The organism is Microcoleus sp. FACHB-68 (assembly GCF_014695715.1).
Classification (GTDB): Bacteria; Cyanobacteriota; Cyanobacteriia; order Cyanobacteriales; family Oscillatoriaceae; genus FACHB-68.
In genome coordinates this window covers 20502-44681 of record NZ_JACJOT010000003.1, presented here as the reverse complement: position 1 = coordinate 44681, position 24180 = coordinate 20502, and the positions used below count along the sequence as shown (strand labels likewise).

The 24180-nt window shown below is 46.6% G+C and carries 20 protein-coding genes; 10 read left to right on the top strand and 10 right to left on the bottom strand.

Features of this window, described 5'->3' with window-relative positions:
• Position 1: 1 nt before the first annotated feature.
• Together H6F73_RS02745 and H6F73_RS02740 are read right to left on the bottom strand one after the other, a co-directional pair.
• Positions 2-985 carry a FecR domain-containing protein gene (locus H6F73_RS02745; protein WP_190757293.1) on the bottom strand — a complete coding sequence of 328 codons (984 nt, stop codon included), beginning with the start codon at positions 983-985 and terminating at the stop codon, positions 2-4.
• A 584-nt stretch (positions 986-1569) separates the two neighbouring features.
• Positions 1570-2352 (bottom strand): hypothetical protein, encoded by a 783-nt coding sequence (locus H6F73_RS02740; RefSeq protein ID WP_190757292.1) that lies wholly within the window; start codon positions 2350-2352, stop codon positions 1570-1572.
• Between the two features lie 68 nt (positions 2353-2420).
• On the opposite strand from H6F73_RS02740, the gene H6F73_RS02735 reads away from it, so the two are divergent.
• Entirely contained in the window at positions 2421-2636 is a 216-nt protein-coding gene (locus H6F73_RS02735; protein ID WP_190757291.1) for a hypothetical protein, read from the top strand.
• Here H6F73_RS02735 and H6F73_RS02730 read toward each other — a convergent pair.
• The gene (locus H6F73_RS02730) at positions 2633-3223 is read right to left on the bottom strand and encodes a hypothetical protein (protein ID WP_190757290.1); all 591 of its coding nucleotides are present in this window, start codon (positions 3221-3223) and stop codon (positions 2633-2635) included. The genes H6F73_RS02735 and H6F73_RS02730 overlap by 4 nt on opposite strands.
• A gap of 923 nt (positions 3224-4146) precedes the next feature.
• Here H6F73_RS02730 and H6F73_RS02725 point away from each other — a divergent pair.
• The 6 genes from H6F73_RS02725 (at position 4147) to H6F73_RS02700 (ending at position 10834) form a co-directional block, all read left to right on the top strand.
• Positions 4147-5058 (top strand): alpha/beta hydrolase, encoded by a 912-nt coding sequence (locus H6F73_RS02725; RefSeq protein WP_190757289.1) that lies wholly within the window; start codon positions 4147-4149, stop codon positions 5056-5058.
• A gap of 587 nt (positions 5059-5645) precedes the next feature.
• On the top strand, positions 5646-6500 hold the full coding sequence (locus tag H6F73_RS02720; protein ID WP_190757288.1) for a zinc metalloprotease HtpX: 855 nt from the start codon (positions 5646-5648) through the stop codon (positions 6498-6500).
• 98 nt (positions 6501-6598) lie between these two features.
• A complete protein-coding gene (locus H6F73_RS02715) occupies positions 6599-7015 on the top strand; it encodes a hypothetical protein (protein WP_190757287.1) in 417 nt (138 codons plus the stop codon).
• A 182-nt stretch (positions 7016-7197) separates the two neighbouring features.
• A complete protein-coding gene (locus tag H6F73_RS02710; protein ID WP_190757286.1) occupies positions 7198-8007 on the top strand; it encodes a pentapeptide repeat-containing protein in 810 nt (269 codons plus the stop codon).
• Positions 8008-8177: 170 nt separating this feature from the next.
• The gene (gene aspS, locus H6F73_RS02705; RefSeq protein ID WP_190757285.1) at positions 8178-9965 is read left to right on the top strand and encodes an aspartate--tRNA ligase; all 1788 of its coding nucleotides are present in this window, start codon (positions 8178-8180) and stop codon (positions 9963-9965) included.
• Positions 9966-10048: 83 nt separating this feature from the next.
• Positions 10049-10834 (top strand): Uma2 family endonuclease, encoded by a 786-nt coding sequence (locus H6F73_RS02700; RefSeq protein WP_190757284.1) that lies wholly within the window; start codon positions 10049-10051, stop codon positions 10832-10834.
• Positions 10835-10962: 128 nt separating this feature from the next.
• On the opposite strand, the gene H6F73_RS02695 is transcribed toward H6F73_RS02700, so the two are convergent.
• From H6F73_RS02695 to H6F73_RS02685, 3 genes are all read right to left on the bottom strand, one after another.
• A complete protein-coding gene (locus tag H6F73_RS02695) occupies positions 10963-11457 on the bottom strand; it encodes a GAF domain-containing protein (RefSeq protein WP_190757283.1) in 495 nt (164 codons plus the stop codon).
• A gap of 517 nt (positions 11458-11974) precedes the next feature.
• Positions 11975-13033 carry a tetratricopeptide repeat protein gene (locus H6F73_RS02690; protein WP_190757282.1) on the bottom strand — a complete coding sequence of 353 codons (1059 nt, stop codon included), beginning with the start codon at positions 13031-13033 and terminating at the stop codon, positions 11975-11977.
• A 624-nt stretch (positions 13034-13657) separates the two neighbouring features.
• Complete coding sequence (locus tag H6F73_RS02685; protein WP_190757281.1) at positions 13658-14629, bottom strand: pentapeptide repeat-containing protein; 972 nt, start codon at positions 14627-14629, stop codon at positions 13658-13660.
• 680 nt (positions 14630-15309) lie between these two features.
• Between H6F73_RS02685 and H6F73_RS02680 the strand changes: the two genes are divergently transcribed.
• Positions 15310-15660: a KGK domain-containing protein gene (locus H6F73_RS02680; protein WP_190757280.1), complete on the top strand. Its 351-nt coding sequence runs from the start codon at positions 15310-15312 to the stop codon at positions 15658-15660.
• A gap of 197 nt (positions 15661-15857) precedes the next feature.
• Here the strand turns inward: H6F73_RS02680 and H6F73_RS02675 are convergent, their stop codons facing one another.
• Positions 15858-17510 (bottom strand): alpha/beta hydrolase, encoded by a 1653-nt coding sequence (locus H6F73_RS02675; protein ID WP_190757279.1) that lies wholly within the window; start codon positions 17508-17510, stop codon positions 15858-15860.
• Positions 17511-17842: 332 nt separating this feature from the next.
• Here H6F73_RS02675 and H6F73_RS02670 point away from each other — a divergent pair, with 332 nt between their 5' ends.
• Together H6F73_RS02670 and H6F73_RS02665 are read left to right on the top strand one after the other, a co-directional pair.
• Positions 17843-18145, top strand: coding sequence for a Dabb family protein (locus H6F73_RS02670; RefSeq protein WP_190757278.1), 303 nt, complete (start codon positions 17843-17845; stop codon positions 18143-18145).
• Between the two features lie 171 nt (positions 18146-18316).
• Positions 18317-18586, top strand: a complete 270-nt coding sequence (locus tag H6F73_RS02665) for a hypothetical protein (protein ID WP_190757277.1) — start codon at positions 18317-18319, stop codon at positions 18584-18586.
• Between the two features lie 300 nt (positions 18587-18886).
• On the opposite strand, the gene H6F73_RS02660 is transcribed toward H6F73_RS02665, so the two are convergent.
• From H6F73_RS02660 to H6F73_RS02650, 3 genes are all read right to left on the bottom strand, one after another.
• Positions 18887-20125, bottom strand: a complete 1239-nt coding sequence (locus tag H6F73_RS02660) for a glycoside hydrolase (RefSeq protein ID WP_190757276.1) — start codon at positions 20123-20125, stop codon at positions 18887-18889.
• Between the two features lie 558 nt (positions 20126-20683).
• The gene (locus H6F73_RS02655; RefSeq protein WP_190757275.1) at positions 20684-22396 is read right to left on the bottom strand and encodes an ATP-binding protein; all 1713 of its coding nucleotides are present in this window, start codon (positions 22394-22396) and stop codon (positions 20684-20686) included.
• A gap of 3 nt (positions 22397-22399) precedes the next feature.
• Positions 22400-23581: an acyl-CoA dehydrogenase family protein gene (locus tag H6F73_RS02650; RefSeq protein ID WP_190757274.1), complete on the bottom strand. Its 1182-nt coding sequence runs from the start codon at positions 23579-23581 to the stop codon at positions 22400-22402.
• Between the last annotated feature and the right edge of the window lie 599 nt (positions 23582-24180).

Below are 24180 nucleotides of genomic sequence, written 5' to 3'. Positions count from 1 at the left end.
GCTAATTAACCGCTAATTCATAAAATGTTTCTCGCACTTCAGGCCCTCGAATGACAAACTTCAGCCGGCGGCTTAAAGGTCGTTCCACTAAGGTTGAAAACCGCCCATCCGGTTCGGTTTCTATGGCTCTACCGTTAATAAATACTAAGTCTAACGGATCAACTTGACCCACGACACGCACCGCATTCCCACTAACTCTTCTCACATGAAGCGAGTTAAATTTCGCACGCGGAGGCGTCTTTTGCACGGGTGTGGGCGCGTCTCCAGGGCTGATCACAACATACTGACCCGGATTCACTAATACCACCTGCCCCTTTGCTAGGGCGGCGACGCTTCCTTGAAGGGTGGAAATGCCGGTTTTTCCGTCAGGGCCAACATTAACCCCAAAGGAGGTTCCCTGCACCCCGGCAATACCGGCAGGCGTTTCAATACTTAATGGATAAGTCCGACCTGATCTGCTTTGGGCGAGTAAGGATTTTTCGCTTCCTTGTAAAGGTTGATTGCCGCTGTAGAGGTCATTTGAAGTTTTTCCAACGGACAGCCTAACCTTCCCTACACTCACAAAAAAGGATGTGTTGCCATTAGAGAGGGTTTTGATCGTCAGCCTTGTTTTCTCTGACACTTCCACCGATCCAATATGGTCATTGATAAATAAACGAACGCTGGAGTTATCGCCGGTGATCAGTTCCCCCCCACCGGCTTGCAATCGCTGGCCCAGTGTAACGGGTTGCCCGGATGGCCCATACACCACATTCCCCTTGAGTTCCCGGACTTCTACCATGATTGGCTGTGGAGGCTGCGGTTCTTGGGCGATGTCTGACGCGGCATTCCCAACAACCGATTGTTGATGAGTCTTTCTCACCGGCTCAGTTTGTATCTCAGCTTTAAGGGGTGCCGGTTTAGTCACCAAAACAGCCAGAAATAAGGCCGCCAGGGCGCTGCGAAATGACAATAAATAACGAATGAAAGAATTCTTATTTAACATAGATACTCACTCCAAGACAATTACCTGATTAGGTTTCCTGTTCCAGTTAATTAGAGTTTGGACTGAGTAAGGAGTCAACCTTGCAAGATTTTGGGGGTTCAACCGATTTAGAGTGTTTAACGGGTAGATGTGCGATTTTGCCATCATTGATATTTAAATCCAAAATTTGCACCCTGCTATATTTTTACAACCGTCATTAAAACCGGCTTTTTAATTTTCTAGTTAATTTAACCGGCTTAAAGGTTTAAAAATTCATAAAATTTTACTACATTTAGGAGATTAGAAGATATGAAAATTTCAGAAGTTTTATATACAAATAACCAAAAACCTCTTTTATTCTTTACCTTAAAATGAGTTCCTTCTTTAATCAAAATTTGTGTGATTCCGTGCCGGCATTTCCATTAAAAAATTATCGCTTTCTCTCAGTAAATAGCTAAAACGATAGGCGATCAACCTGGGTTATAATAATTTTCTTTTCACAGAATTTGTCTAAACCCCCTAATCTTGGGCAAACAGCCAGCGCATTTAAAGGCAGAATGAATCTGTGGGATTAACCCAAGCCGGCTAATCCCCTAACAAAGCGATTAAGAAATACGCTGAGGCGCAGCCGCAGCCGTTCGTTTTTTGCCGGCAGGAATAGACAGGGGTTGAGCACCTATATTCAACGGTTTGGGATAGTCCAACGCCTGCAATCCTTCAAGAACCGCCTCTCGAACCACCGGCTCTTGTTCACTGCTTAGCATCAGGCGGAAGTAGTCAAGCGTAGTTTGCCGGTGAGTTTGATAGAAGGGATCGCGGCTTACCAAATGAGTCAGTTGCCGTACTGCAATGAGCCGGCTGAGCGGATCTGCATCAATCAAATTTGTGACCAGCTGGTTTAGCTTAGATTCATCTCCACTCGCTTGCTGTCCTAGAACCTGCCAAACCAACAGCACTAACACAGCCATCGTCCCCATGCCTTGCACAATTGCGCCGGCGGCTATCCAAGAGCTATCAGAGTCCACCCAGATAGAAATAGCCAAATAGCTGCTGAGCGTTGCTAACCCACCAGTACCCACTGCTAGGGTTAACTGTCCGGTTGCGCTGGTAAAAAATTTGCGTAAGTCTGAGCGGGGAATTTTTTTCCAGTCGAACTGCTGCATCAGGTAGACTCCCAGCATCACCAGCACACCTGTGCCGGTAGCCAGCAAAAGCTTCCAGTTCCAGATCAGCAGGGCAACGATCACCGCCAAAACTGCAAGCGTCCCTCCCGACTTGGTGAATCGCCGCAGGGAGAGCCGCTTAAAACCTTTAAGTTTGTACTTTGGACGCGACAAACCTTGAATCAGGTTGATGAGTTGCTGTCTTTGAGTTGAAGCTTGTGCCACGTTAGTTTACCTGTTGACTGCCATGACATCGTATCTAGCTATATTACGATACCTGCTGAACAACGCAAATGGTAAATTTTTTGCGGCTTTATTTGATATTGAGAAGTTCGGGGATGTCACCGGCACAGAGGGTTTGCCGGCTCGCAGCGCCTTGTGGGGAAGATTTGAGTCTTCCGCTTCCTCCCACCCTGCCTCCGTCAACTTTGCGTTGCAGCTTAATCATGCCGGCTGCACCCACAGATTTTGTGAGAATGCCGGTTTGGTCAACGCACCGGCTCGGTTAACCGTTTTGAAGGCGATAGCTAAAGCCATCTACCGTCAAATGGCCATCAAAAGTAAAGAACGTCACTCGGTAAATATTAGATGCCTTCACAGTTAATGGGGTGTTGGGAGCAATTAAGCACTCAGAGCCGGCTAAATTCGCTCCGGGAATTTCTGCATGAGCCACACTCTGTCCTTCTTGATCGTAAGCTGCTAAAACAGCCCGCCTGGAACTGGTGACAAAGGCGCTGACATAGCAAACGGGACTTGAGAACGTCGCTTCCAAAGAGCCACTTTTCGGCGCTCCAATTAATACAGTGTTGCCAGAATGAGGCGGAAACGCTGGGTTTGAGGGATGAATGGCCATTGCATTGGTAAAGGTTACGCCCCACTGTTCAAACTGAGAATCTACTGCTTCAAAACATTTCAAATCTTCCAGATCCAGGCGAATGCAAGCGGGTTCATCAATTTTTACGCCCTTGTCTAACATCGCATTCGCTAGACCATGAGACACCACAATTGTCGGGAGATTTATCCAATCAATTGCTGGTTCTTGAGGAGTTTCAAGCTCTTTGATACTGTTCGATTGAAGCCGACATTTCTCTACCATTACATCCTCCTTACACTGTTTTTGAGCGGCTGTATAGCTCATCCCAGACTGGATAACTTCAAGGATTTTTACTCTCAATTCCGGAAACAAAATCTAAAATCTAAAATCACGGGTTGTTTTTGGCGATCGGCTCTTAAGTCCAAGCTGGACAACTTCAACCACTTTTTTGAACCTCTACTCTTTGAAAAGGTTTAGAGTTTCTTTAAGTGTTGTCTAATCTGAGCCTAATATGCTACAATCAAGCGTTTTTTCTAACCAAAAACCCTAAGAAATTTTAGAGTTTCTGTGAGCGTTGCTTCGTGTCACCGAACTGTGCGTTAGGTCACACCTTGTCGCTGAACTGCCAGCTACTACCACCGACTGCCTTGAAAAGATTCCTGCTGTGAATAAAGACCTATGGATTACCCGTATCTTCTAGAATCCTTTTCACATCTATATCTTCCAGCTCTCTTCTTCTAGGAGAATTGGGGGATCTTTCAATGCGTTTTTATAGCCAAATTGGGTTTAAAAACGTCAGTGAGGGGTCTTACCCCCCATTTATTATCTCTGATTTCGACAATTGTGATCAGCTTTTACGAGCAATCCCATCACGAGGCATGAAACAGCCGAAATCACCTGCTGAGGGGAATTGCATACTGCCGCACACAGTAAAGCCGGCAGGTCTTTACTAAATATTTATAAAATAAACTTTAGCTTTACAATTCCTTAGCCTTAAAGCTTGGGTGCTTATGCAGAATTAAAGCGTAAAGTCAATAGTGAAATTGTCCAATTTTCTGAATCGTTCCTTGTTCCGAGTTTGCGGTTAATTGCTAAGAACAGTGGACAACTGGACACAAGGGCGCGATGCAGACAATTTTAGTGACAATCACTCGACACGCACCCCTTCCTAACCGGCAGATCACTGACTTATAAGAGGTTCATTCATGTATTTACCCCCAGGCTTCGACCGGCACTCCACGCTTACATCCCTTGGCAGAATGGTGTACCACACCGCGACGGGAGAACCCTGGCTGACACCGGCATCCAATTCCGACTCAAACAACTTACCCACCCTAGTCTTCCTTCACGGCTTCGGTGGCGGCTCATCTTCCTACGAATGGTCAAAAGTCTATCCAGCCTTTGCCGCAGATTACCGAATTTTAGCCCCCGATTTAATTGGCTGGGGACAATCCGAGCATCCAGAGCGGAATTACCAGGTTGAAGACTATATCACCACGATTATCGAATTCATCGAAAAAACCTGTTCCGAACCCGTGCCGGTGGTTGCCTCTTCCCTCACCGCTGCCTTTACCATCCGCGCCGCCATCAAGCGCCCCGATTTATTTAAGAGTTTGATTTTAACCACCCCTGCCGGCTTGTCAGACTTTGGGGAAAATTACAGCCGCAGCATTTTTGCTCAGATCGTCAGTACACCGATATTAGATAAACTCCTCTACAGTGCCGGTGTCGCCACCAGTGGCGGTATCCGCAACTTCTTGGAAAACCGGCAGTTTGCCCGTCCAGAACGCGTGTATCAGGAAATTGTGGACGCCTACCTCGAATCAGCAACCCAACCAAATGCAGAATACGCCGCACTTTCATTTGTGCGCGGCGATCTATGTTTCGATCTGTCCCTTTACGTGACTCAGCTAACGACTCCAACCGCGATTATTTGGGGGCAAAAATCACAATTTACCGGCCCAGAAATTGGCAAGCGCCTCGCTAAGCTCAATCCCCAGGCAATTCAATACTTTCAACAACTCGATGATGTGGGCTTAACGCCTCAACTCGAACTTCCATCCGTCACGATCGGCTTAATTCGACAATTCTTAAAATTGCTATCCTCTGATCGTTGAGCCGGTTGACGCGCTGTTTAAATCGTGCGACGCAAAACTCCCAACGAAAGATGTAACCTGATTCACGCACAAGATTAGGTCAGATCGTAGGATGGGAGGTTGATGGTAAATCGACATTCTTTCCCCAGAGACAGTTCAAAGCTATCAGGAATTTACTTTGCATATTTAATGGAAAAAAATTAAAAGTTTCAACAAAATAAATAGATAAAGCTTGTTAGTTTTGCCTATTTGGTTTTGCTTGATACTTTTGTTGTTTCTCCAAAAAAATAAATTCACAGTAGTTGAACACTTGGTCACAGTAGTCAATGAGTGTTGCCTGATTCTGGATCAGATAATCCAATTTTGCTCATTCATCAAGGTTTCTTGACTAACCCATGAACGCCCTACTAAGTTTTGAGTTTCCAGTCCTTAGCCTTTACTAGCTGAGCGCCCTACCAAAGTAGAATCCGTACCCATAAGTTGGGGTTTTCTTCCCTAGGCTCTAGAAGCCGGTCGGTAGAATGGAAGCAACCACAACAAACGGCAAGTGTGTGGCGAGAGTGAACCGATTGCACTTCTTCGCAAATGCCGTTTAAGGAGAATCGGCGATGAATCAATTTAAAACGGTTGCCTTGTTAGGTTTGCTCAGTGCGCTGTTGATTACGATTTGTTATTGGGTGATTGGGGGAACAACCGGCGCACTGATCGGGGTGGCCTTGGCGGCTGTAACAAACCTGGGATCGTGGTATTACTCAGATCAAATTGCCCTAGCGGCTTATGGTGCCCAGCCGGTGAGTTATGACCAAGCGCCCGATCTGCACAACATGGTACAGCAATTGAGTGAGCGAGCCGGCCTGCCAATGCCGGCAATTTACATCGTTCCGAGTGCCGGTGCCAATGCCTTTGCTACAGGGCGTGATCCCGAACACGCAGCGGTTGCAGTCACTCAAGGCATTATGAATATTTTGCCAGAAGATGAACTCGAAGCCGTCATCGCGCATGAACTCAGTCATATCAACAACCGCGATACCCTAACCCAAGCGGTTGCCGCGACAGTTGCCGGTGCGATCTCCTTCCTGGCACAAATTGCTAGCTATAGCTTATGGTTTGCCGGCGGTTCGCGGGACGACGGAGATGGCCCAAATCCTTTAGGGGTGCTGCTGACGGTGATGCTAGCGCCGGTTGCCGCTACCGTGGTTCAGTTGGCGATTTCTCGCACGCGGGAATTTGCAGCCGATGCCGGTTCTGCTAAACTAACCGGCAACCCCCGTGCTCTCGCTCGTGCCCTGCAGCGATTGCATAGCAATGCAAGGCAGATGCCAATAACCGGCAACCCCGCCTTTGAACCGTTGCTGATTATGAATGCGTTTTCAGGGCAGTTTTTGGGCAACTTATTTTCTACCCACCCTTCAACAGAAGCGCGGATTGAGAATTTATTAAAGCTAGAGCAACAACTGCCGTAATTCTCAAGCCGGTAATCAATTCTGTCCTTAATGCCAATCAACCATTAACACCTGAAACCTGATGGCTAACGGCTAACAACTTTTTAGGAGAAACTCTCATGACTACCGAATCAAACATTCCCCCAGAAAGCTCACTTGTCGAAGTTAGTACAGAGACAAGAGACATGGTCAATCGAGAGATGCCAAACGAAACTGACAAGGTTAAAAACGAAACAATGGCATTGATTGAAGCCATTAAAAAGCGGGCGCAAGCAGAGATTCAAGGAGCCAGTCAACTCACCAGTGACGCCTATCTCACCGCAATTCACGAAGCCCGCACAGCAGTTGAACAAAATCAATTGTTTGACAAAGAGCGAATTGAATACACCATGAAACTCATCCAAATGGATGCCCAGAAAAACTGGGAGTCTATTCTCAAAGAAATTTCAGTTTTTGGGGATCGTCTCTCTGATGCGGCTAAAGCAGCTTGGGAAGCGCTGACTGCCCCTCGCTCTGACGATAACTCAAACGTATAAGCAAATATTTGCAAAGTCCAGTCATTAATTAATGGCTTCGAGAGAATATAGGGGTGCGGTGCATCGTGCCCCTATTTTTATTAGGATGTAAGTTTTTCTCCAAAGACAGAGGTTTACGTTCCCTAATCCTCTAATCTCAGCCCAGATCCAATCGGATTTATAAAGCGATATCGGTAGCAGCAATGAAACGAACAATCCCCGCAAGCGTCCTGCTTTTAGCGGCAATCTGCTCAGCTTGTCAAGGAAGTGGCCAGACTAATTCCCTCAACCGGCTGCTGCAAACCAAGGAATGTCAGGGATGTGATTTAAGAGAAGCGAATCTAGCCGGTGCTCAACTCAAAGGAGCAAATTTAAGTCGTGCGGATCTGGGGAACGCGCAGCTAAACGGTGCCAATTTAGAAGGAACCCAGCTCAAAAGTGTTGATTTTTTCAGTGCGAATCTTCAGCAGGCGAATTTAGAAGGGGCGCTGCTGCTCAATGCGAATCTGATTCAAGCGAATCTTAGCGGTGCAAACCTGAAGCAAGCGAATCTAGAGGATGCCAGCCTCAGATCAGCCAATCTCAATAGTGCAAATCTCAGTGGTGCTCAGTTAGGCTACACCAATCTCATCAGCGCTCAACTGAATGCGGCTGATCTGAATAATGCCGCGTTAAGCCATTGCGATATGATTCAGGCAAATCTGACGGAAGCGAATCTGAAGGGGGCTAATTTGGTCGATGCTAACTTGAGCGGTGCTGACTTGACGGGTGCCAGTTTAGAGAATGCGTTCCTAGAAAATGCGAATCTCCGGCGGGCAAATCTGGAGAAAGCCAACCTGAGTGGCACTCAATTGCGCTATGCCAACTTGATTGAGGCGAATTTAACCGGCGCTAATCTAAGGGGTGCCGATCTGAGCAGTGCTAATCTCACCGGCGCAAATTTAGAGGGGGCGGATTTGACAGAGGCGACGTTAGCCGGTGCGATCTTGCCGGCAGAGATAGTACAGCCGTAAAGGGAAGGCCGGCATTTCACAACACTTCGCTGATTCTGTCAGACAGAATGACCCCTAATGCTAGATAATGGAAAACCTAACCTTTGTTATGGTGGGGAACTGCGTCTTGTTGCAGGTTCTCCAACCGTTTAAACGACCCATCTTGAAGCCCGAATTCTGAATCCACACCTATGCGTACCCACTATTGCGGCCAGCTCCGAAAAGAACACATTGGAGAAACAGTCACCATCTGTGGATGGGTGGATCGTCGCCGCGATCATGGTGGCGTGATTTTCTTGGATCTGCGAGATCGCACCGGCATTGTGCAAATTGTTAGCGATCCCGTGCGGACTCCCGACTCTTACGCGCAAGCAGAAACGCTGCGAAGTGAATACGTCGTTCAATTCACGGGTCGGGTGACGCAACGCCCAGAAGACTCTCTCAATCCTAAACTGGCAACCGGCGATGTCGAAATCTACGCCGATAAAATTGAACTGCTCAACACGGTTCGCAAACAGATGCCTTTCCAAGTTTCCAGCGCGGATAACGAGTCTGTGCGGGAAGATTTGCGGCTGAAATATCGCTATTTGGATTTGCGCCGCAAACGCATGACGGAAAATCTCAAGCTGCGCCACGAAGTAGTTAAAGCGATCCGCCGCTATTTGGAAGACCAGCAAGGCTTTATTGAAGTTGAGACGCCGGTGCTGACTCGCTCAACGCCAGAAGGGGCGCGGGATTATCTGGTGCCGAGTCGCGTCAGTGGCGGCGAATGGTTTGCTTTGCCCCAGTCACCGCAGCTATTCAAGCAATTGCTGATGGTGTCCGGGTTTGACCGCTACTACCAAATCGCGCGGTGCTTCCGCGATGAAGATTTACGGGCAGACCGGCAGCCAGAATTTACTCAGCTAGACATGGAAATGAGCTTCATGTCTCAGGAAGAAATTATCCAGCTCAACGAGGAACTGACGGCACATATTTTCAAAACTGTCAAGGGAATTGAATTGCCTCGTCCTTTCCCGCGCCTCACCTACGCAGAAGCGATGGATCGCTATGGCAGTGATAAACCCGATACACGCTTTGATCTGGAATTAGTAGATGTTTCGGATTTGATGAAAGACTCCGGATTTAAGGTGTTTTCCGGGGCGATCGCATCGGGTGGGATTGTGAAAATTTTGCCGATTCCAGAGGGAAATGCGGCAATTTCCAATGTGCGGATTAAACCGGGCGGAGATTTATTTAATGAAGCTTGCAGTGCCGGCGCAAAAGGTTTAGCTTATATCCGAGTGCGAGATGATGGCGAAATCGATACAATTGGCGCAATTAAAGACAATTTGAGCGAGGAACAAAAGCAAGAATTGCTCAACCGCACGGGTGCAAAACCCGGACATTTACTGCTATTTGGGGCAGGGCCGACGGATATTGTCAATAAAACCTTAGATCGGCTGCGTTTAGCAATTGCTCGGGAGTTGGGACTGATCCCTCCAGATAAAGTTAATCTGCTTTGGGTAACAGATTTCCCGATGTTTGAGTGGAATGCTGACGAAAAGCGTTTAGAGGCTTTACACCACCCATTTACCGCACCCCATCCGGATGATATTGACGATCTCAAAACAGCACGAGCACAAGCCTATGATTTGATCTTCAATGGTTATGAAATCGGCGGCGGTTCGCGGCGGATTTATCAACGGGAAGTTCAAGAAAGAGTGTTTGAAGCGATTGGTTTGTCGCAGGAGGAAGCTTATAGTAAGTTTGGCTTTTTGCTGGAGGCGTTTGAGTATGGAACGCCGCCGCATGGAGGCATTGCTTACGGTTTAGACCGGCTGGTGATGTTGCTTGCCGGCGAAGAGTCCATTCGGGATGTCATTGCATTTCCCAAGACGCAGCAAGCGCGTTGTTTGCTGACAAATGCGCCGTCTGGTGTGGATGCGAAGCAGTTGAAAGAGTTGCACGTTGCTTCGACTTATAAGCCGAAGGCTTGAGGGTGCGTAAAATTGTTAGAGTAATGAGTAATTGGTAAGTTTATATTACTGATTGCTCATTTTTCTATTAGCAGGAAGTTGCTATGAGTCAAATCACCTCATCTGTGGAGCCGGTGAATTTTACACCTGAGTTGCCCACGAGTTTGCCAGATCACACTCAACTTCCCGACTCTGACGGTACTTTTGTGAAAAATCTTCAGGAGCATCCCCAAAGTATTTTGCTGACGGATTCGATAATGCCGATGTTGCAGCAGTTACATCCAGACGGTCAATATTGTATCGGGCAAGATAGCGGCATTTACTGGCGAATCACTGATCCACCGGAAAGAGGCGCTGAGGCACCGGATTGGTTTTATGTGCCGAATGTGCCGCCGGTTCTCAATGGTGAAATGCGGCGTTCTTATGTGCTTTGGCAGGAATATGTTGCGCCCTTAATTGTGCTGGAATTTGTTTCTGGAAAGGGCGAAGAAGAACGAGATACAACACCTGTTACGGGTAAATTTTGGGTTTACGAACAGGCAATTCGTGTTCCTTTTTACGCGATTTATGAGGTGAAAAAAGCGCAGGTTCAGGTGTATCAACTTGTTGCCGGTCATTATGAGTTAATATCTCCTAATGAGCGGGGACACTATGCAATTCCCCCGTTGGGCGTGGAGTTAGGAATTTGGCAAGGGCAATATCAAAATGCAACGCTGCCGTGGCTGCGCTGGTGGGATGAGCAAGGTAATTTATTGCTAACAGGAGAAGAACGGGCGGAAGTTGAGCGACAGGAGAAGGAGTTGGCTCAACAACAGGCTGAAACTGAACGGCAGCGTGCTGAGCGGTTGGCTGAGCAGTTGAGGGCGTTGGGGGTTGAGCCTGAAGCGTAGGCATCAGAAAAGAGGGAGAGCCGGCGCAATTGAGCTTCAAGTTTAAGCAGATGATAACTGTTTAATTTGCGCCATGCTCTCTAAATCTTTGGTTGTGCCGGCACATGAGCTAATGAGTGAACTAAAAGTTAACTATCTCGAATTGAAGAAACTTTTGCTAAATTTTCTGCTGATTTTTTCATCACTTCAATATCTGCCGGCAACCAAACACGAGTATCGCGGCAGTTATGGGCAATCAGCAGCCCCCACAGTCCTTTGAAATTGAGCACCGGCACGGCTAAATTCGCTCGAACCTGAATACTGCGGAGAAAGTCTCTGTGGCAAGGGTGGATTGGCTCTAATTCAATATCTGGAATGGCTCGCACTCGTCCCGCTTCATATAAAGCCGCATATTCGCCATTAAAACAATCATCCGCTCCCGTCATTCCAAAGACAGACAACTGCGGAGAACTCAAAGACTCAAAGGTAACTTGCCCTTTCCACTGGAGGTAAAAGTAATATAAAATTACCCGATCAACATCTAGAATTTCTCTCAAGTCATTTGTCGTTTCTTGAACTGTCCTATCCTGAGTCAGTGTTTTAGAAAGACGGTCGGTTATTTTTCGTAAGCTTGGATCGGTCATACTGTGTAGGTTAAGATTTTTTTTTAGATTGGCGCTTGGAACTGTACTTTTTAAGAGTTAAGTTCGTTCATTAACGCACAACACTCAAATTCCATATTTTAATTTTATAACAAAGAGAATTTTTTAAGGCAACTTTATTAAAATACTTTTATAAAATCAATCAAATTTCTATAGTTTTTTCTAAGATTGGCAATTCAAATTTTATAATAAATTAAAGGAAAGTTTTTATAACTTTAAGATTTTTTCATAAAAGCCGGCTCATTCACAAATTCTTGCGAGTAACAGTCCTTGTATTTCGCGCATTTTCCGGCAAAACTCGTATTGAGTCGGTGAAAGTGTGATCGCCCAGACCGGCATCGTTAGAGAAAAGCAAGCTCTATAATTGCTAACAGCCGGTGTAGAGACGTTGCAAACAACGCCTCTACCTCCGTTGTGTTGTGTTTGCTGCTGCACGGACGCACCCAGGAAAAGTCACAAACAACAGAATTGAGAAATTTAAATTTTGAATGGTGAATGTTTAATTTTCCAACCGGCGTCGTAAGTTAGCCATTTGTTGGCGAGCCTTAAGGTGATTGGGAGTAATTCTCAACGCTCGGTCATAAGAAGCGAGAGCATCTTCATACCGGCCCAGCTGCTCTAGGGCCAAACCCCGATTGTACCAAGCACTCGCAGGGCCGGTATCAGTTCCCCACTGACCCTTGCTTTGCAGCGCTCGCTCATAAGCGTTAATCGCGTTTTCATACTGTCCCAACTGCAAAAGCGCGGTAGCCCGGTTATACCAAGCTAGGGCAAATTCAGGATTAACGGTGGTCGCTTTGTCAAAAGCTGCAATCGCTTCTTCTTTACGATCTAACCTCCACAATACTGAACCTTTGTAACTCCAAGCAGACTCAAGGCTTTCGTTGCCCCAATCCCGATTGACTTCAATCGCCTTATCATAGGCTTGATTGGCGTCTTCGTTGCGATCAAGCTCCTTGAGTACCATTGCGCGTTCAAACCAAGCCAGAGAGTAATCAGATTTGAGTTCTATTGCCTGCTGCAAAGCCGCAAGCGCATCGTCATACCGGCCTAATTCTCCAAGTACAACCCCTTTGCCGGTTAAAGCAGCGGCTGAGTCCGGTCTAAGGCTGATTGCTCGATCGTAAGCGGTGAGCGCTTCTTCATACTGTTTTTTGCTCAGCAGAAACTGCCCTCGGTTTAGCCAGTATTGAATATCTCCAGATTCTGTAGGGGCGACTCGCTCACCTGATGCCGGTGCCGGCTGGGGCGATTGGGCAGGTTGCTCTCCTGATGCCGGTGTCGGCTGGGGTGATTGGGTGGGTTGCTCACCTGATGCCGGTGCCGGCTGGGGTGATTGGGTAGGTTGCTCACCTGATGCCGGTGCCGGCTGGGGCGATTGGGCCGGTTGCTCACCTGATGCCGGTGCCGGCTGGGGCGATTGGGCAGGTTGCTCTCCTGATGCCGGTGCCGGCTGGGGCGATTGGGCTAGCCGATCGCTGACGGCGAAAACCGGCACTTGAACCCATAAACTGACAGCAGCGGTCGTGATGCAGATGCATTGAAGGGTGCGCTTCATGACTGTATTGTGTGGGTTTAATCATCCCAAATTGTAACAATCTGTCCGTTTTTCTAAAATTATCTTTCACTGTAAATTCTTTGCAGAGAGTAGAGTCAGGAATGCTCAGACTCGTTACGGAAAAATTTACACAGCAAAATTATTTGTCCGACTGAGAGTAAAACTTTGCTAAATATCAAACAGCCAGTGCCTTCGAGCGGGCCGGCGAATAGTTAAAGAAGAGGCCGGTTACACACTTTAGTCATAATCTCAGGCGATGCAGATAGACTAAGAAAAAGAGAAAACAGACAGAGTCGGCGCACAGGAGTGCCGGCGAGAAAATAGCCACGAATTAACTGGCACCAGAAGTTCTGAAGCGCGGTTCGTCGAGCAAAGGATAGCTGGCCGCCGCAATTAACGTCGCATTAATATTAAAAGACTCACACCTATCCTTACTCACTAACAATTTAATCACCCAATTTACAAGAAGGCGCAATTAAGCTAATCAGCATCTAAATTTCAGGCTGGAGAAGGAAAAAAGCTGTCGGTCTTTGCCGGTTTTCTCCCTACCCTTACAAGGGTCGGCTTTTTCCTTCCTTCTTTCCCTCATCCTTTCTCCCGCATCCAATGCCCCAAGCTCCACGCTTAGCAGCGGTGTTTTTTGCGATTGGGCAAGGTTGCGCTACACAGCTCGGTATTCGTCAGAATGGCGTCCTTAATGTTAGCGCCTTCTAAGTTTGCACGAACCAGTTTAGCCCCTGCTAGGTTGGCTTGAACCAGATTCGCTCCCTTGAGATCAGCTTCCTCTAAAGAGGCATCCTCTAAGTCAGCCTGGGATAAATCAGCTCCTTGAAGGCTGGCGCGAGTTAGATCAGCGGCTCGAAGGCTGGTGCGGCTTAAGTTTGCTCCTCTAAGGTTGGCTTCTCGAAGGGAAGCATTTCTAAGATTAGCGCTTCTGAGGTTGGCGCTGCTCAGGTCGGCTTCTCGGAGGTTGGCTCCCACTAACTCGGCACTCACCATATAGGCGCTTGCTAGGTTCGCGCCTCGGAGGTTAGTATTTTCTAGATAAATATTTCTTAAATCAGTATTACTGAGATCAACTCCCGCTAAGTCAGAAGCTGAGAGCTGAGTTAGTAGTAGATTGGCTCCAGTAAGGTTAGCACGGGTGAGATCAGAGCCGGAGAGGTCGGCTCCGTTGAGGTCGGCTCCGCGCATATCAGTATTCACCAAGTTGGCACCATTCAAGTTCGTGCCGGTGAGGTTAGCGCTTCTGAGATCCGCACCAACCAAGTCAGCCTGTCGCAGATCGGAACCTGTCAGATCCGCACCGCGCAAGTCAACACCGGCAAGATTTGCTCCGACTAAATAGCTTCCTCGCAAGTTAGCTCCTCTGAGATCGCAAGACGGACAAGTGTTGGTGTTGAGCAATTGGTTAACGCCTGGGTAACTTGTGGCGTGCACTGCTGCGGCTAACCATACAGACGCTAGCAGGGTGGCGATTCCTAATAAGGCCGGTATCAAAAACTTTGGCTTTAACAGCCAAGCCTTGAACCAATGTCTAGTCAGGGCATCGCTACGTGTAGACCCAGACAGGGAGCGCACTACAGGGCTGAGCATTTTAGGTTTAAGCGTGTTTTTCCCAAGTGGCGGCAAGGTGCCTTGATCTCATCCGAGGGATGGGTAGGCGTTTGGTTGTGGCAGTTAACCTTTGTAGAGACGCTTTAAGCGCGTCTGTAAGTTTCCAGCCGGTCAAGTAATCTTACCATTAATGTTAAACTCTATTTAAACCCATATTAGAACCTATTTAACATCATGGCTAACAAAAAATGGACAACAAGACGGTTATCCGTAGGCTTTAGCAAAGAAGAATCAGAAATTTTGGAAACATATTGTGAAATGACCGGCAGAACTTACACGGACGTGATTAGAGAGTGTGTGAGGAAGCTCAAGCCCTCAATAGTTCAAGAAAATTTATCAAAATCTTAGTGATGCTGCCGGTTCTATTTGCAAGTTTGGAGCAAATTGCAGCAGCGACTTCAGAATTTGCGACGGATGAAGGCAGACTTAACTGAAGAGATTAATCAGCTTTGTCAGCGATTGACCGATTGAGTCCTAAGCCAAGGAGTCAGTCAAAAAGTTAAGTATCTCCCAAGTTGGACTGTTGAGTTTTGGAAAAACTGCAATTTTTTTCTTGAGACTCATTTTTTTTCAGCTTTATTAGAGGGACTGGTCGCTCATCAATAGCGAAATAATAAGAAATGCTTGACAGCTTAACGCAACAAATATAGGGATTGGATATGAATGCAAAAAACGGATTTGAGTTGGTAGGGTGTGAGGAAAATGCTGTTTTATCAGTAGATATTAATTCTATGACCAATCGTTATCTAATCGCCCACCCGATGTTTACAGCCGGCGAACTGATGACAGAAATCACGAAAAGATTTCTAAATGGCCTATCTGAAGAAGACAGAAAAACTTTGCTAGAAGAGGGTTTAACCTGCAAAATTTTGAGACCGGGTAAAAGCTGGCAAGCGGGAAAAGTTCGAGTGAGAGTGCTTCTAGAAGTTTCTAGTGAGGAGCCAGAAAATGGTCAGACAGAAGTGCCTTCTTACGATATGCTACAGATTTTGAATGAAAACCAAAAATAAGAGGATGAGAGAAAGTTTTAGATTACTTTCAGCATTTGGTTAAATCCACTATGACTTCGCAATGCGCTCGCTTTTCATGGCTTAATAAAGCGGGAATTTTGCAAATAAATTAATAAAGTCCCCATTAAGGGGACTGAGGAAAAACTTTTAATCTCAGAACGTGAGGTTTTGGGTAATGCGTTTTGAACCGGCACGTCTTAAGGGGATTCATTTTGGAGAACTGTTTGCACCACGGCTTCTGCCTCCGCCGGCAGTTCAGTCACAAGGCGAATGGGTATCGCTTGTGTGGAAGCGTACTGGGCATAATCTGAGGTTAGAAAGATAGCGTAGTCGTCAGCATCAGCCGTCAGTTGAGCAGCCATTGCTAATGATATAGCTTTGATATAGTTGCGAACACTAGCGGCTTGATCGCCAATCAATTCACCGCCGGTGAGAACAGTATTTGGTTTTGTTGTCTGATCGATTGTTGCAGCGGGATCTTTAATACTTAAATGAGTTCCTCCGACAAAACCGACTAGCCATTTGGGAGCGGGAAGTTTGGAAAAACCGAGTATTTGTTCGCTTAAAGCGGGGGTTGTCTTATCTGCAGATCCGGTGACAATCAGGGTGGGAACTTGCACTTTGCTTAAGCCGGTTTCGCCAAAAATTATTGAGCTAATTGGATTCATCGCCATTGCTCGTTTAATGCGTGGATCGTACAGTTGATAAGTGTTTTCCGGAAGTCCGCCGGCAATACACTGTAGTCCCACTCCCGGACTCAATCTGACCAAATCGCTCTGACAGCGCTGTTTTACGCTGGCTATTTGTAACTCACCTCCAGCAATAGACAGGGCGGTTCCACCCCCCATTGAATACCCAATCACCATGACATTATCAGTTGCGAGTTTGCCTTGAAACGGGCCGGCTGATAGGTTTAATTTTTCTAGTTCATCTAAAGTAAAACTAATATCCTTGGGGCGATTTAAAAACTCATCGGGTTGCAGAAGAGAACCGCCGGCAAGTGCTGTATTAACTTGGGTGCTGTTACTGCCGATATGTTCGACGACAGCAATCACATAACCGTGGGATGCTAAGTGCTCTGCCAAATAGCGTAACTCTGTGCGGTCAGATCCCAAGCCGTGACTGAAGATAATCACGGGTTTTTCCGCAGTTGCACCGGCTGATGAGTATAGATCAACGGGAATAGTGCGCTGACGCTGCGAATCATTGAGATTTAAACTCAGCACTTGTACCGAAGCGGTTCCCGGTTGGGAGGGATCAAACGGTAAATTTAGCTGAATTTCGCGAGGCGTTAATTGAGGAGCAATCGCGGCCATAAATCGCTGAGTTTGCCAAAAAGGGGTATTCAAGCTTCCCATGACTTCAAATGCCCGATCCAAGTCAATATTGAGGCGCTGGCTAGGGTAAGATTCGATAAAGCTAATGATGGAAAGACCGGCTGGATCTTTTGCCCCCAATACCAGTGCAGCGCGAAGTGCTTGCACACCGGCTGCATCCTTTCGGGGCGTAATCGTCGCTAGATCGGCCAAGATGGTGCTACCGATTCGAGTGTTCAGCAAGTTGCTGATCGCTACAACATTGAGGGGCACTTTTGTTTTCAGCGCTGCTAAAATTTTGCCCCGCTTTTCAGCCGATAGGGTATTGGCATAACTTTGCAAAGCCGGCGGTACTTTTCCTGTTTCAGCAATTGTTTTAAGGTCAGCAACATTAAATGATGCCGTAAATGGGCCTTTACGAACGACAACGGTTTCTGCCGCTTGTGCAGATTTTGTTAACCCTGTCAGGTTAGTAATGGCAAGCGCCCAGACAAGGCCGGCAGCTCCTTTAGCCCATTTCAAGTTTGGTAGCATATACGTTCCTCATAATTTCCGCTTTGAGACTATAGCGGATTTTTAAGTATCGTATCGGTTAATCAGCCGATTCTTCCCAGATATTAACTGAAAAAATATGAATTTCTGCATTGATGGTGCCGGCAGAACGGCTGCTTTGTGGTTGTAAAATATTAGAGATTCTCTAAAAAATTGCTATAGAGATAGAATTTTAAGTCATTGGAGCTACACATTTAAAAACAGTTTATTCAGAAGCCACATTTAAGAAAAAGCTTACTTTTTGCAACGGCAGCCCCTTTACAACCGCACGGATGCCGGTATGATAACCGCAGAAGTTTAAAGGAGCGTCAGCAATGCCTCAGATTCAACACCTGGTTTTACTCAAGTTTAAACCCGAAGTAGCACCAGAGAAGATTGCAGAACTTTTCAAGCAACTCAGTGAACTCCAAGAATTGATTCCAGGCATCACTTATTATGCCGGCGGCTCATATTCGAGTTCTGAAGGGTTGAACCAAGGCTACACCCACGGATTTATGATGACGTTCGAGAGTGCCGGTGCGCGTGACGCTTATCTACCGCATCCGGAACACGAACGAGTCAAAACCGCACTCCTACCGTGTTTAGAGGGCGTGCTTGCCTTTGACTTTGAAGCTTAGCCGGTTGCCGATATCCTGCATCCTGAATAGCCGGCTATGGGGGTGATCTTTGTCACGAGGCTTGAAACCAAGGAATCACAAGAGGTAAGAAATGTAAATCACCCCACAGTTTGGATATAAAAGCCATACTTACTCCATAGGATCAGCCAATTTTAAAAGATTGTACAGGTGATGATGATTCGCAAAATTGTTTTAAAGGTTTTAAGAACAGGTTATTTGAGTATTGAAATTGAAGAAGAACTACAGCAACTTTTTCATGCAGGTTGCGGCTTGGATGACATAGACGCTCTGGCAGATTTGCAGTATGCTGTGATGGCCGGCTATGTTCAACGAACTTCTTATCAAGTTAGAGATAACTGTTTGCTGAATCCGAATAATAACGATAAAAATATTTTTCAAGGTTTAGACAAACCGATGAACGAGTTGTCACAAGTAAGGTAAGCATTGGCTACCTGATCACTCTTTATGAAACCCTCATTTCCTCCTATTTCCTGAAAAAATAATCAAATTATCAGGCTCAATGCTGATAGTTTGGTGAAGATTAACGCTCCTACTGATAACTAGGAAATTTTAAAATAGTAGGGTCGCAATGTCTTGCACCCTAGTTTAATTGCAACTCTCATTTTTTATTGTCTGGTGAGGAACCGGCCAAATTTTGAGGAACACGATTGCCTCACAAAAAAGGCCAGATACCGGCATCATTTTCTAGGAATTTGAAGAATGGATGATGCCGGCACTGCATCAAGCGATGAGATTACGCGCCCAAGCGACGCAGCGATCTGCTTGATCAAACCAAAAATCAGAATTCCAGTAGACATAACAACTGGTTTCGCACAACATCAGCGGTAACTGGTTAGTGTCCATCCGCTTTTCTTGCACTGCTAAATCATAATCTTGACTCAACTGTTCGACAGCCATTAACACCCGTTGCCGGCGATCGCCTTCATTCCAACTTTGATGTCCGCCAATCCAAGATCCGCCGGCAGGCTTGAGTTTTACCTCGGTTGAAGGGCCATTTTGCAAGTATTGATCGATATACCGGCTGACTGTCATAAACTCGATATCTTGCCAAGATGTTGAGTTACGAAACATTGGTGCAAATGTGTTGCGGAAATACTCAAACATCATCACATTTCCATTTTCGCCGTCAGAAGTTGGTACGATTAACGGCGGCACATCTCCATCTTGTAATACCTTCCCCCGATAGCGGATGTCATTAATACAACCATCCACATTGTGACCACTTTGCTGCCGGATTCCCATGTCTGTATCGCGTACCACGCAGAGGATACGTTCACTTTCTCCGCCTGATTCCACAACGAGCCAGTGGACGCGATTTTCCAAAGCCGGCACACTCCACCCTTCCGGATGTTCTAATGCTGAATTCGGTAAAATAATCCATTCATAGCCGCATTTTTTCAGCAGGCGAATAAACCGTAACGCTTCGGCTGGATTGCCGGTCATTCCCATTTCCGGGGGCCAAAATCCCCGGACTCGTGACAGCGCTTCTTGACCAAAAAGGTCTGCAAATACGCGCCGCCATTCCATGATTTGCCCTTCATGATCGCGTTCTGGAGTAGCGGGAAAATAGCAATGACTGTAAGCGGTGCCGGCAAATTCCACGGCGTCTGGATGGTTGTTTAAAACGCGACGCCACAAGCCAATTACATCGCCCATTACTTCACCATCGACATGAAGATGATTGAAGATGCCGGTGCTCAGTCGTGCTAACTCTTCCAGCAATACGCCGGAATAATCCACCATGATGCGCGGCGAATGCCCTTCCTGCGTCAATAATTCCACATACCGGGCGGGATTTTTGTAGGCTTGGGCAAACCATTGCGCGTTCCAGTGTTCCTCAGAATTTGGTTCGCCATTTAGCATTTTCTCCAGGTTGCCGGTGAGATGATCACCAACCCAAATGGGGGGCTGATGCATATGCAACCAGGGTACAAATACGGCTAGGGGATTTGGGTTCATTAGAGTGTCCTTGCAGTTAGGAATTAGTAAACATTAAATGTCTGATCAGTCTCTCTTGCTTCACCCTCTATCCGAACTATTACAGATGGGCAATCATCCTTCAAAATCAAAAATTTAGGCAGATTCCTTATTTTGAAGAACAATATATTTTTTTTGCCTTCCTTGTAGAGTTGGGTTAGAGAGAGGGTTAAGGAGAGGTAAGAAACAATGTTATGGGGCTAAATTTCTTTTCACTTTATTGATCTTAGCAGGCTGATTCATATCTTGCCCTATATAAATCTCAGATAATTTTACACACTTCTAGTAATTCTCAATGCAGTGCAATCCATCTTTTAGGGTGCTAAGCATAGATCCGTTACTAATTTGCGTCCCTACATCGTGGATGAATGCGAGTTAGAACCGCTGTTATATTATATGAATATTAAGTAACCTAATTGGCTTTTGCTCTAAAATTTACAATCTAAAATATAAAATATAAACACTGACCTCAAATTGCCAGTTTGGACAACTCGTGATAGGGTTGCCGGCTAAAAATCTTCATCAACATTAAAATTATCTTTAAATCTCCCAGGGAACTGACTGTTTCACCGGCAGGGATATCGTCACCTCAGTTTTCTGGCCTTCTTGAGAATTCACATTAATTTTTCCTTCATGTTTCTCAATAATTTTAAAGCAAATCGCCAGCCCTAACCCCGTCCCTTGACCCACCTGCTTTGTGGTAAAAAATGGGTCAAATATTTTATCTATAATCTCCGGGGGAATTCCAGAGCCATTATCTCGAATTCGCACTTGTATTTGAGAAGAAGAAACTGTTTCTGTCTGAATCGCAATTTCTTTATAAGGTTGCTGTTTTTGCTCCTGTAGCGAATCAATAGCATTGCCAATGATATTCATAAAAACTTGATTAATCTGAGCCGGCGAACACTCAACCAACGGTAAATTACCGTAATTTTTAATAACAGTAATTCCTTCCGGTGTGATTCGGTTACTCAAAATCAAAAGCGTACTATCGATGCCTTGATGCAAATTAACTTTTTTCACCTCGGCTTCATCGAGTCGCGAGAAGTTCCGCAGGGATAAAATTAGATCTCGAATTCGCTCAGCTCCCATTTTTAGAGAATTTAGCAGCTTGGGCAAGTCTTCAACAAGATACTCTAATTCGATTTCTGATACTTTAGTTTGAATTTCTGGGGTTGGATTCGGATATTCCTGCTGATAAAGCTCTACTAAATTCAGCAAGTCTTGCAGATACTCTTGAGCGTATGTAATATTGCCGTAGATAAAGGCAGCGGGGTTATTAATTTCATGAGCGATCCCAGCCACCATTTGACCAAGGCTCGACATTTTTTCAGTTTGAATTAGTTGCGCTTGAGTTTTTTGCAGTTCGTGCAGCGCTTGTTGCAACTCGGTCGCTTTTTCTCTCAATTGCGCTTCTGATTCTCGCACAGCATCTTCTGAACGCTTGCGGTCGGTGATATCCTGAAAAATCAGCAGCGAACCCCCCTCACCGCTGCGTCCTGTAATGGGTGCAACGGTTACTTCCAGAAATCGGAAGCTGCTATCACCGGCATCGATTTGGAAAATTTCAGGGGAAAAGCGCGTTTCAGAGGTAGAACAGCGGTTAATAAAGTCTATTAAACTCTGGCGTTCCGATTCGGGGAAAAATTGCCCAAAAAAAGTCCCGATTGCCTCGCGTTCGCTGATCCCCAGGAGTTCTTCCGCATATCGGTTCCAAGTCAAGATTGTTGCCCCCTCATCGACGGCTACAACCCCGATAGGAGCGCGATCTAGCAGTCGCTCCATATACTGCGCCGGCTGTGGTGGCGGCGCAGAGGCGTTAGACAGGCTGGCTTGGGCCGCCATTAGCATTGAGCGATAACTGCGGCGCTGCTTCGTTCGCGTAATCGCTTCTTGTAAAGCAATCACCAAAGCTTCGCCTTCAGCAGTTGACCGACAGCTGACTTGATTGCCCAAAAAAGGTGAAAATTGCAATGCTTGCTGCATCTGCTGGTGGAAAGCTGGATCGCTGAGAATCAACACCGCCAAGTCTTTATCCACAGATTGAACGCGCTGAGCAATTTGCACCGGCTCACTCACCAGTGAACCGAGCACCACCACATCTAGCTTAATTTCTCCCGCCTCCAAGCTTTGCAGCAACGGTTCAGGATCTAGCTCAAACTCAAGCAATTCCTCTGGCAATAAGCTGAGGCTTTTATGAAGTACCGTCAAGGTAGCGGGGTCTACCTGCACCATGACGATTTTACCTGTCATTCCTTAATCTCCCAGCAACGGTAGACCGAGCAGTGCCCGACCGGCCCATGTTCGCAGGATATCAGTTGTTGGGGACATTACGTGAGCGGCACGCGCATCACGCAGCAGGCGCTCTAACTTAGAACCGTCTCGATAATTAATTCCGCCCGTTATTGTCATCACTTCGTTCACGACATTGACCGCGCAATCAGCCACTTCCGCTTTCGCTGAGCATAGCGCTGGCAGTGTATTCGGGCCACCTGAGTCAGCTTCAGTGGCAGCATAATAAATCAGCCGGCGAGTTCGCTCGACCACACTCCAGAGTGTGCCTAGCCGGTGTTGCATCACAGCCGTCTGACCGAGAGTTGAACCGCTGTGGGTGTAGTAGCGTTTGGACAAGTGAATCCGCGCTTCCTCTAATGCTGCGCTAGCGACGCCTAAGTAAGTGCCGGCCATAGCGACTAAGAAGTAGGGCGCGACGACATTGAATACATACCAGATTTGATCGCCTTCCGTACCGAGAAGATCCTGGCGCGGCACCGGCACATTTCGCAGTTCTGCTGAGCGCGAAGAGTTGCCCCGCATTCCCAAGCCGGCCCAAGGTGCCCCCCAGATCAGCCCTTCTGCGCCATTGGATATCATCGCGCAGGAAAACTCTCCCACGGCATTAGCATCTGCCGCTGTGGTGGAAATCACGTATGAGTCCGCGTATCCTCCGTTCGTGATAAAAGACTTCTGTCCGTTGACGCGAAACATTGCCGGCGACTCTACCGTTAATTGGCACTGCGGAAGATAGAAGTGTGCCCCGCTTCCCGGTTCACTCAGCGCTAAGGTGGTGAGGTGTTTGCCTTCGCAGATTGGTTCTACATAACGCTCTTGTTGGTAGGGAGTGGCTTTGGCGGCAAGCACTGCTGCGCCGACACTGTGCATTCCAAAACAAAGTGCGGTTGAGGCGCACTCGCCTCCCAGTAGTTCACACACTTGGGTGAGTGCTAAAAGACCTTGTCCCAGTCCTCCCTTGGCTTTTGGTATGACTAAACCCCCTAAGCCGGCTGCCTGCATCGCGCGAATTCCTTGCTCCGGCCAACAGGCGTCTTGGTCTACTTTGATCGTCTCAATGGCAACGACTTCGTGGGCGATCTCACGCGTGCTTTCCAGAATTGTTTCAAAACTGAAAGGATTCTTCGTTTTGCTGATAGCAATCATTGTTTACCTTCCACCAGGAGCAGTTTTATAAAGATTCTAAAACTTGACTGTAGTAACCCCTAACTGAGTTCCATCAGTTAAGTCGTTCTTGGATGCACATTCCCACAGTTTTTTCACCTAATTAGTTCAGTGTGAGCGCTTGCACCCTTAAACTTTGCGGTCTCCCGACTCCCCAAAACTTTATGAGTCTGTCCTTACACAATTCGTGCCGGCTGTTAATTTCTGCAATTTTCTCTATAACAGCGCTATCTTCCCAATTGTGCAGCTTAGACTTGCCGACTATAGATTCAAGGGCAAGGCCATGAGCCATTCCTCTGTATTAGCGTAGGTTTAGACTCAATAAAATTGCTTTATTAAGAATACTTTATCAGTGAATGATTGTTATTGTAAAGTATGCACCTCTGCGCGTTTCAGGCTTTCAAGCAATTTCAACGCAGGACTTGTCTGAGATCACCTCAAATATACAGCCGACTATAAAAGCAGAGGCGTTAAACTTTTATATTTTTTAAGAGTGATAAAGTTTTTTTAAATAGCAATTAAAGTATACGGCTATTTTCTGATACGGCATCTATCTAGGGGATGAATTTATTTTAAAGAGA

Bases quoted from the DNA above. Each gene is read 5' to 3' on its own strand.
- aspS (WP_190757285.1), top strand. From the start codon at position 8,178: ATGCGTACCCACTATTGCGGCCAGCTCCGAAAAGAACACATTGGAGAA.
- H6F73_RS02710 (WP_190757286.1), top strand. From the start codon at position 7,198: ATGAAACGAACAATCCCCGCAAGCGTCCTGCTTTTAGCGGCAATCTGC.
- H6F73_RS02745 (WP_190757293.1), bottom strand. From the start codon at position 985: ATGTTAAATAAGAATTCTTTCATTCGTTATTTATTGTCATTTCGCAGC.
- H6F73_RS02695 (WP_190757283.1), bottom strand. From the start codon at position 11,457: ATGACCGATCCAAGCTTACGAAAAATAACCGACCGTCTTTCTAAAACA.
- H6F73_RS02660 (WP_190757276.1), bottom strand. From the start codon at position 20,125: ATGAACCCAAATCCCCTAGCCGTATTTGTACCCTGGTTGCATATGCAT.
- H6F73_RS02655 (WP_190757275.1), bottom strand. From the start codon at position 22,396: ATGACAGGTAAAATCGTCATGGTGCAGGTAGACCCCGCTACCTTGACG.
- H6F73_RS02670 (WP_190757278.1), top strand. From the start codon at position 17,843: ATGCCTCAGATTCAACACCTGGTTTTACTCAAGTTTAAACCCGAAGTA.
- H6F73_RS02675 (WP_190757279.1), bottom strand. From the start codon at position 17,510: ATGCTACCAAACTTGAAATGGGCTAAAGGAGCTGCCGGCCTTGTCTGG.
- H6F73_RS02725 (WP_190757289.1), top strand. From the start codon at position 4,147: ATGTATTTACCCCCAGGCTTCGACCGGCACTCCACGCTTACATCCCTT.
- H6F73_RS02650 (WP_190757274.1), bottom strand. From the start codon at position 23,581: ATGATTGCTATCAGCAAAACGAAGAATCCTTTCAGTTTTGAAACAATT.
- H6F73_RS02720 (WP_190757288.1), top strand. From the start codon at position 5,646: ATGAATCAATTTAAAACGGTTGCCTTGTTAGGTTTGCTCAGTGCGCTG.
- H6F73_RS02735 (WP_190757291.1), top strand. From the start codon at position 2,421: ATGGTAAATTTTTTGCGGCTTTATTTGATATTGAGAAGTTCGGGGATG.
- H6F73_RS02665 (WP_190757277.1), top strand. From the start codon at position 18,317: ATGATGATTCGCAAAATTGTTTTAAAGGTTTTAAGAACAGGTTATTTG.
- H6F73_RS02690 (WP_190757282.1), bottom strand. From the start codon at position 13,033: ATGAAGCGCACCCTTCAATGCATCTGCATCACGACCGCTGCTGTCAGT.
- H6F73_RS02680 (WP_190757280.1), top strand. From the start codon at position 15,310: ATGAATGCAAAAAACGGATTTGAGTTGGTAGGGTGTGAGGAAAATGCT.
- H6F73_RS02700 (WP_190757284.1), top strand. From the start codon at position 10,049: ATGAGTCAAATCACCTCATCTGTGGAGCCGGTGAATTTTACACCTGAG.
- H6F73_RS02715 (WP_190757287.1), top strand. From the start codon at position 6,599: ATGACTACCGAATCAAACATTCCCCCAGAAAGCTCACTTGTCGAAGTT.
- H6F73_RS02685 (WP_190757281.1), bottom strand. From the start codon at position 14,629: ATGCTCAGCCCTGTAGTGCGCTCCCTGTCTGGGTCTACACGTAGCGAT.
- H6F73_RS02730 (WP_190757290.1), bottom strand. From the start codon at position 3,223: ATGGTAGAGAAATGTCGGCTTCAATCGAACAGTATCAAAGAGCTTGAA.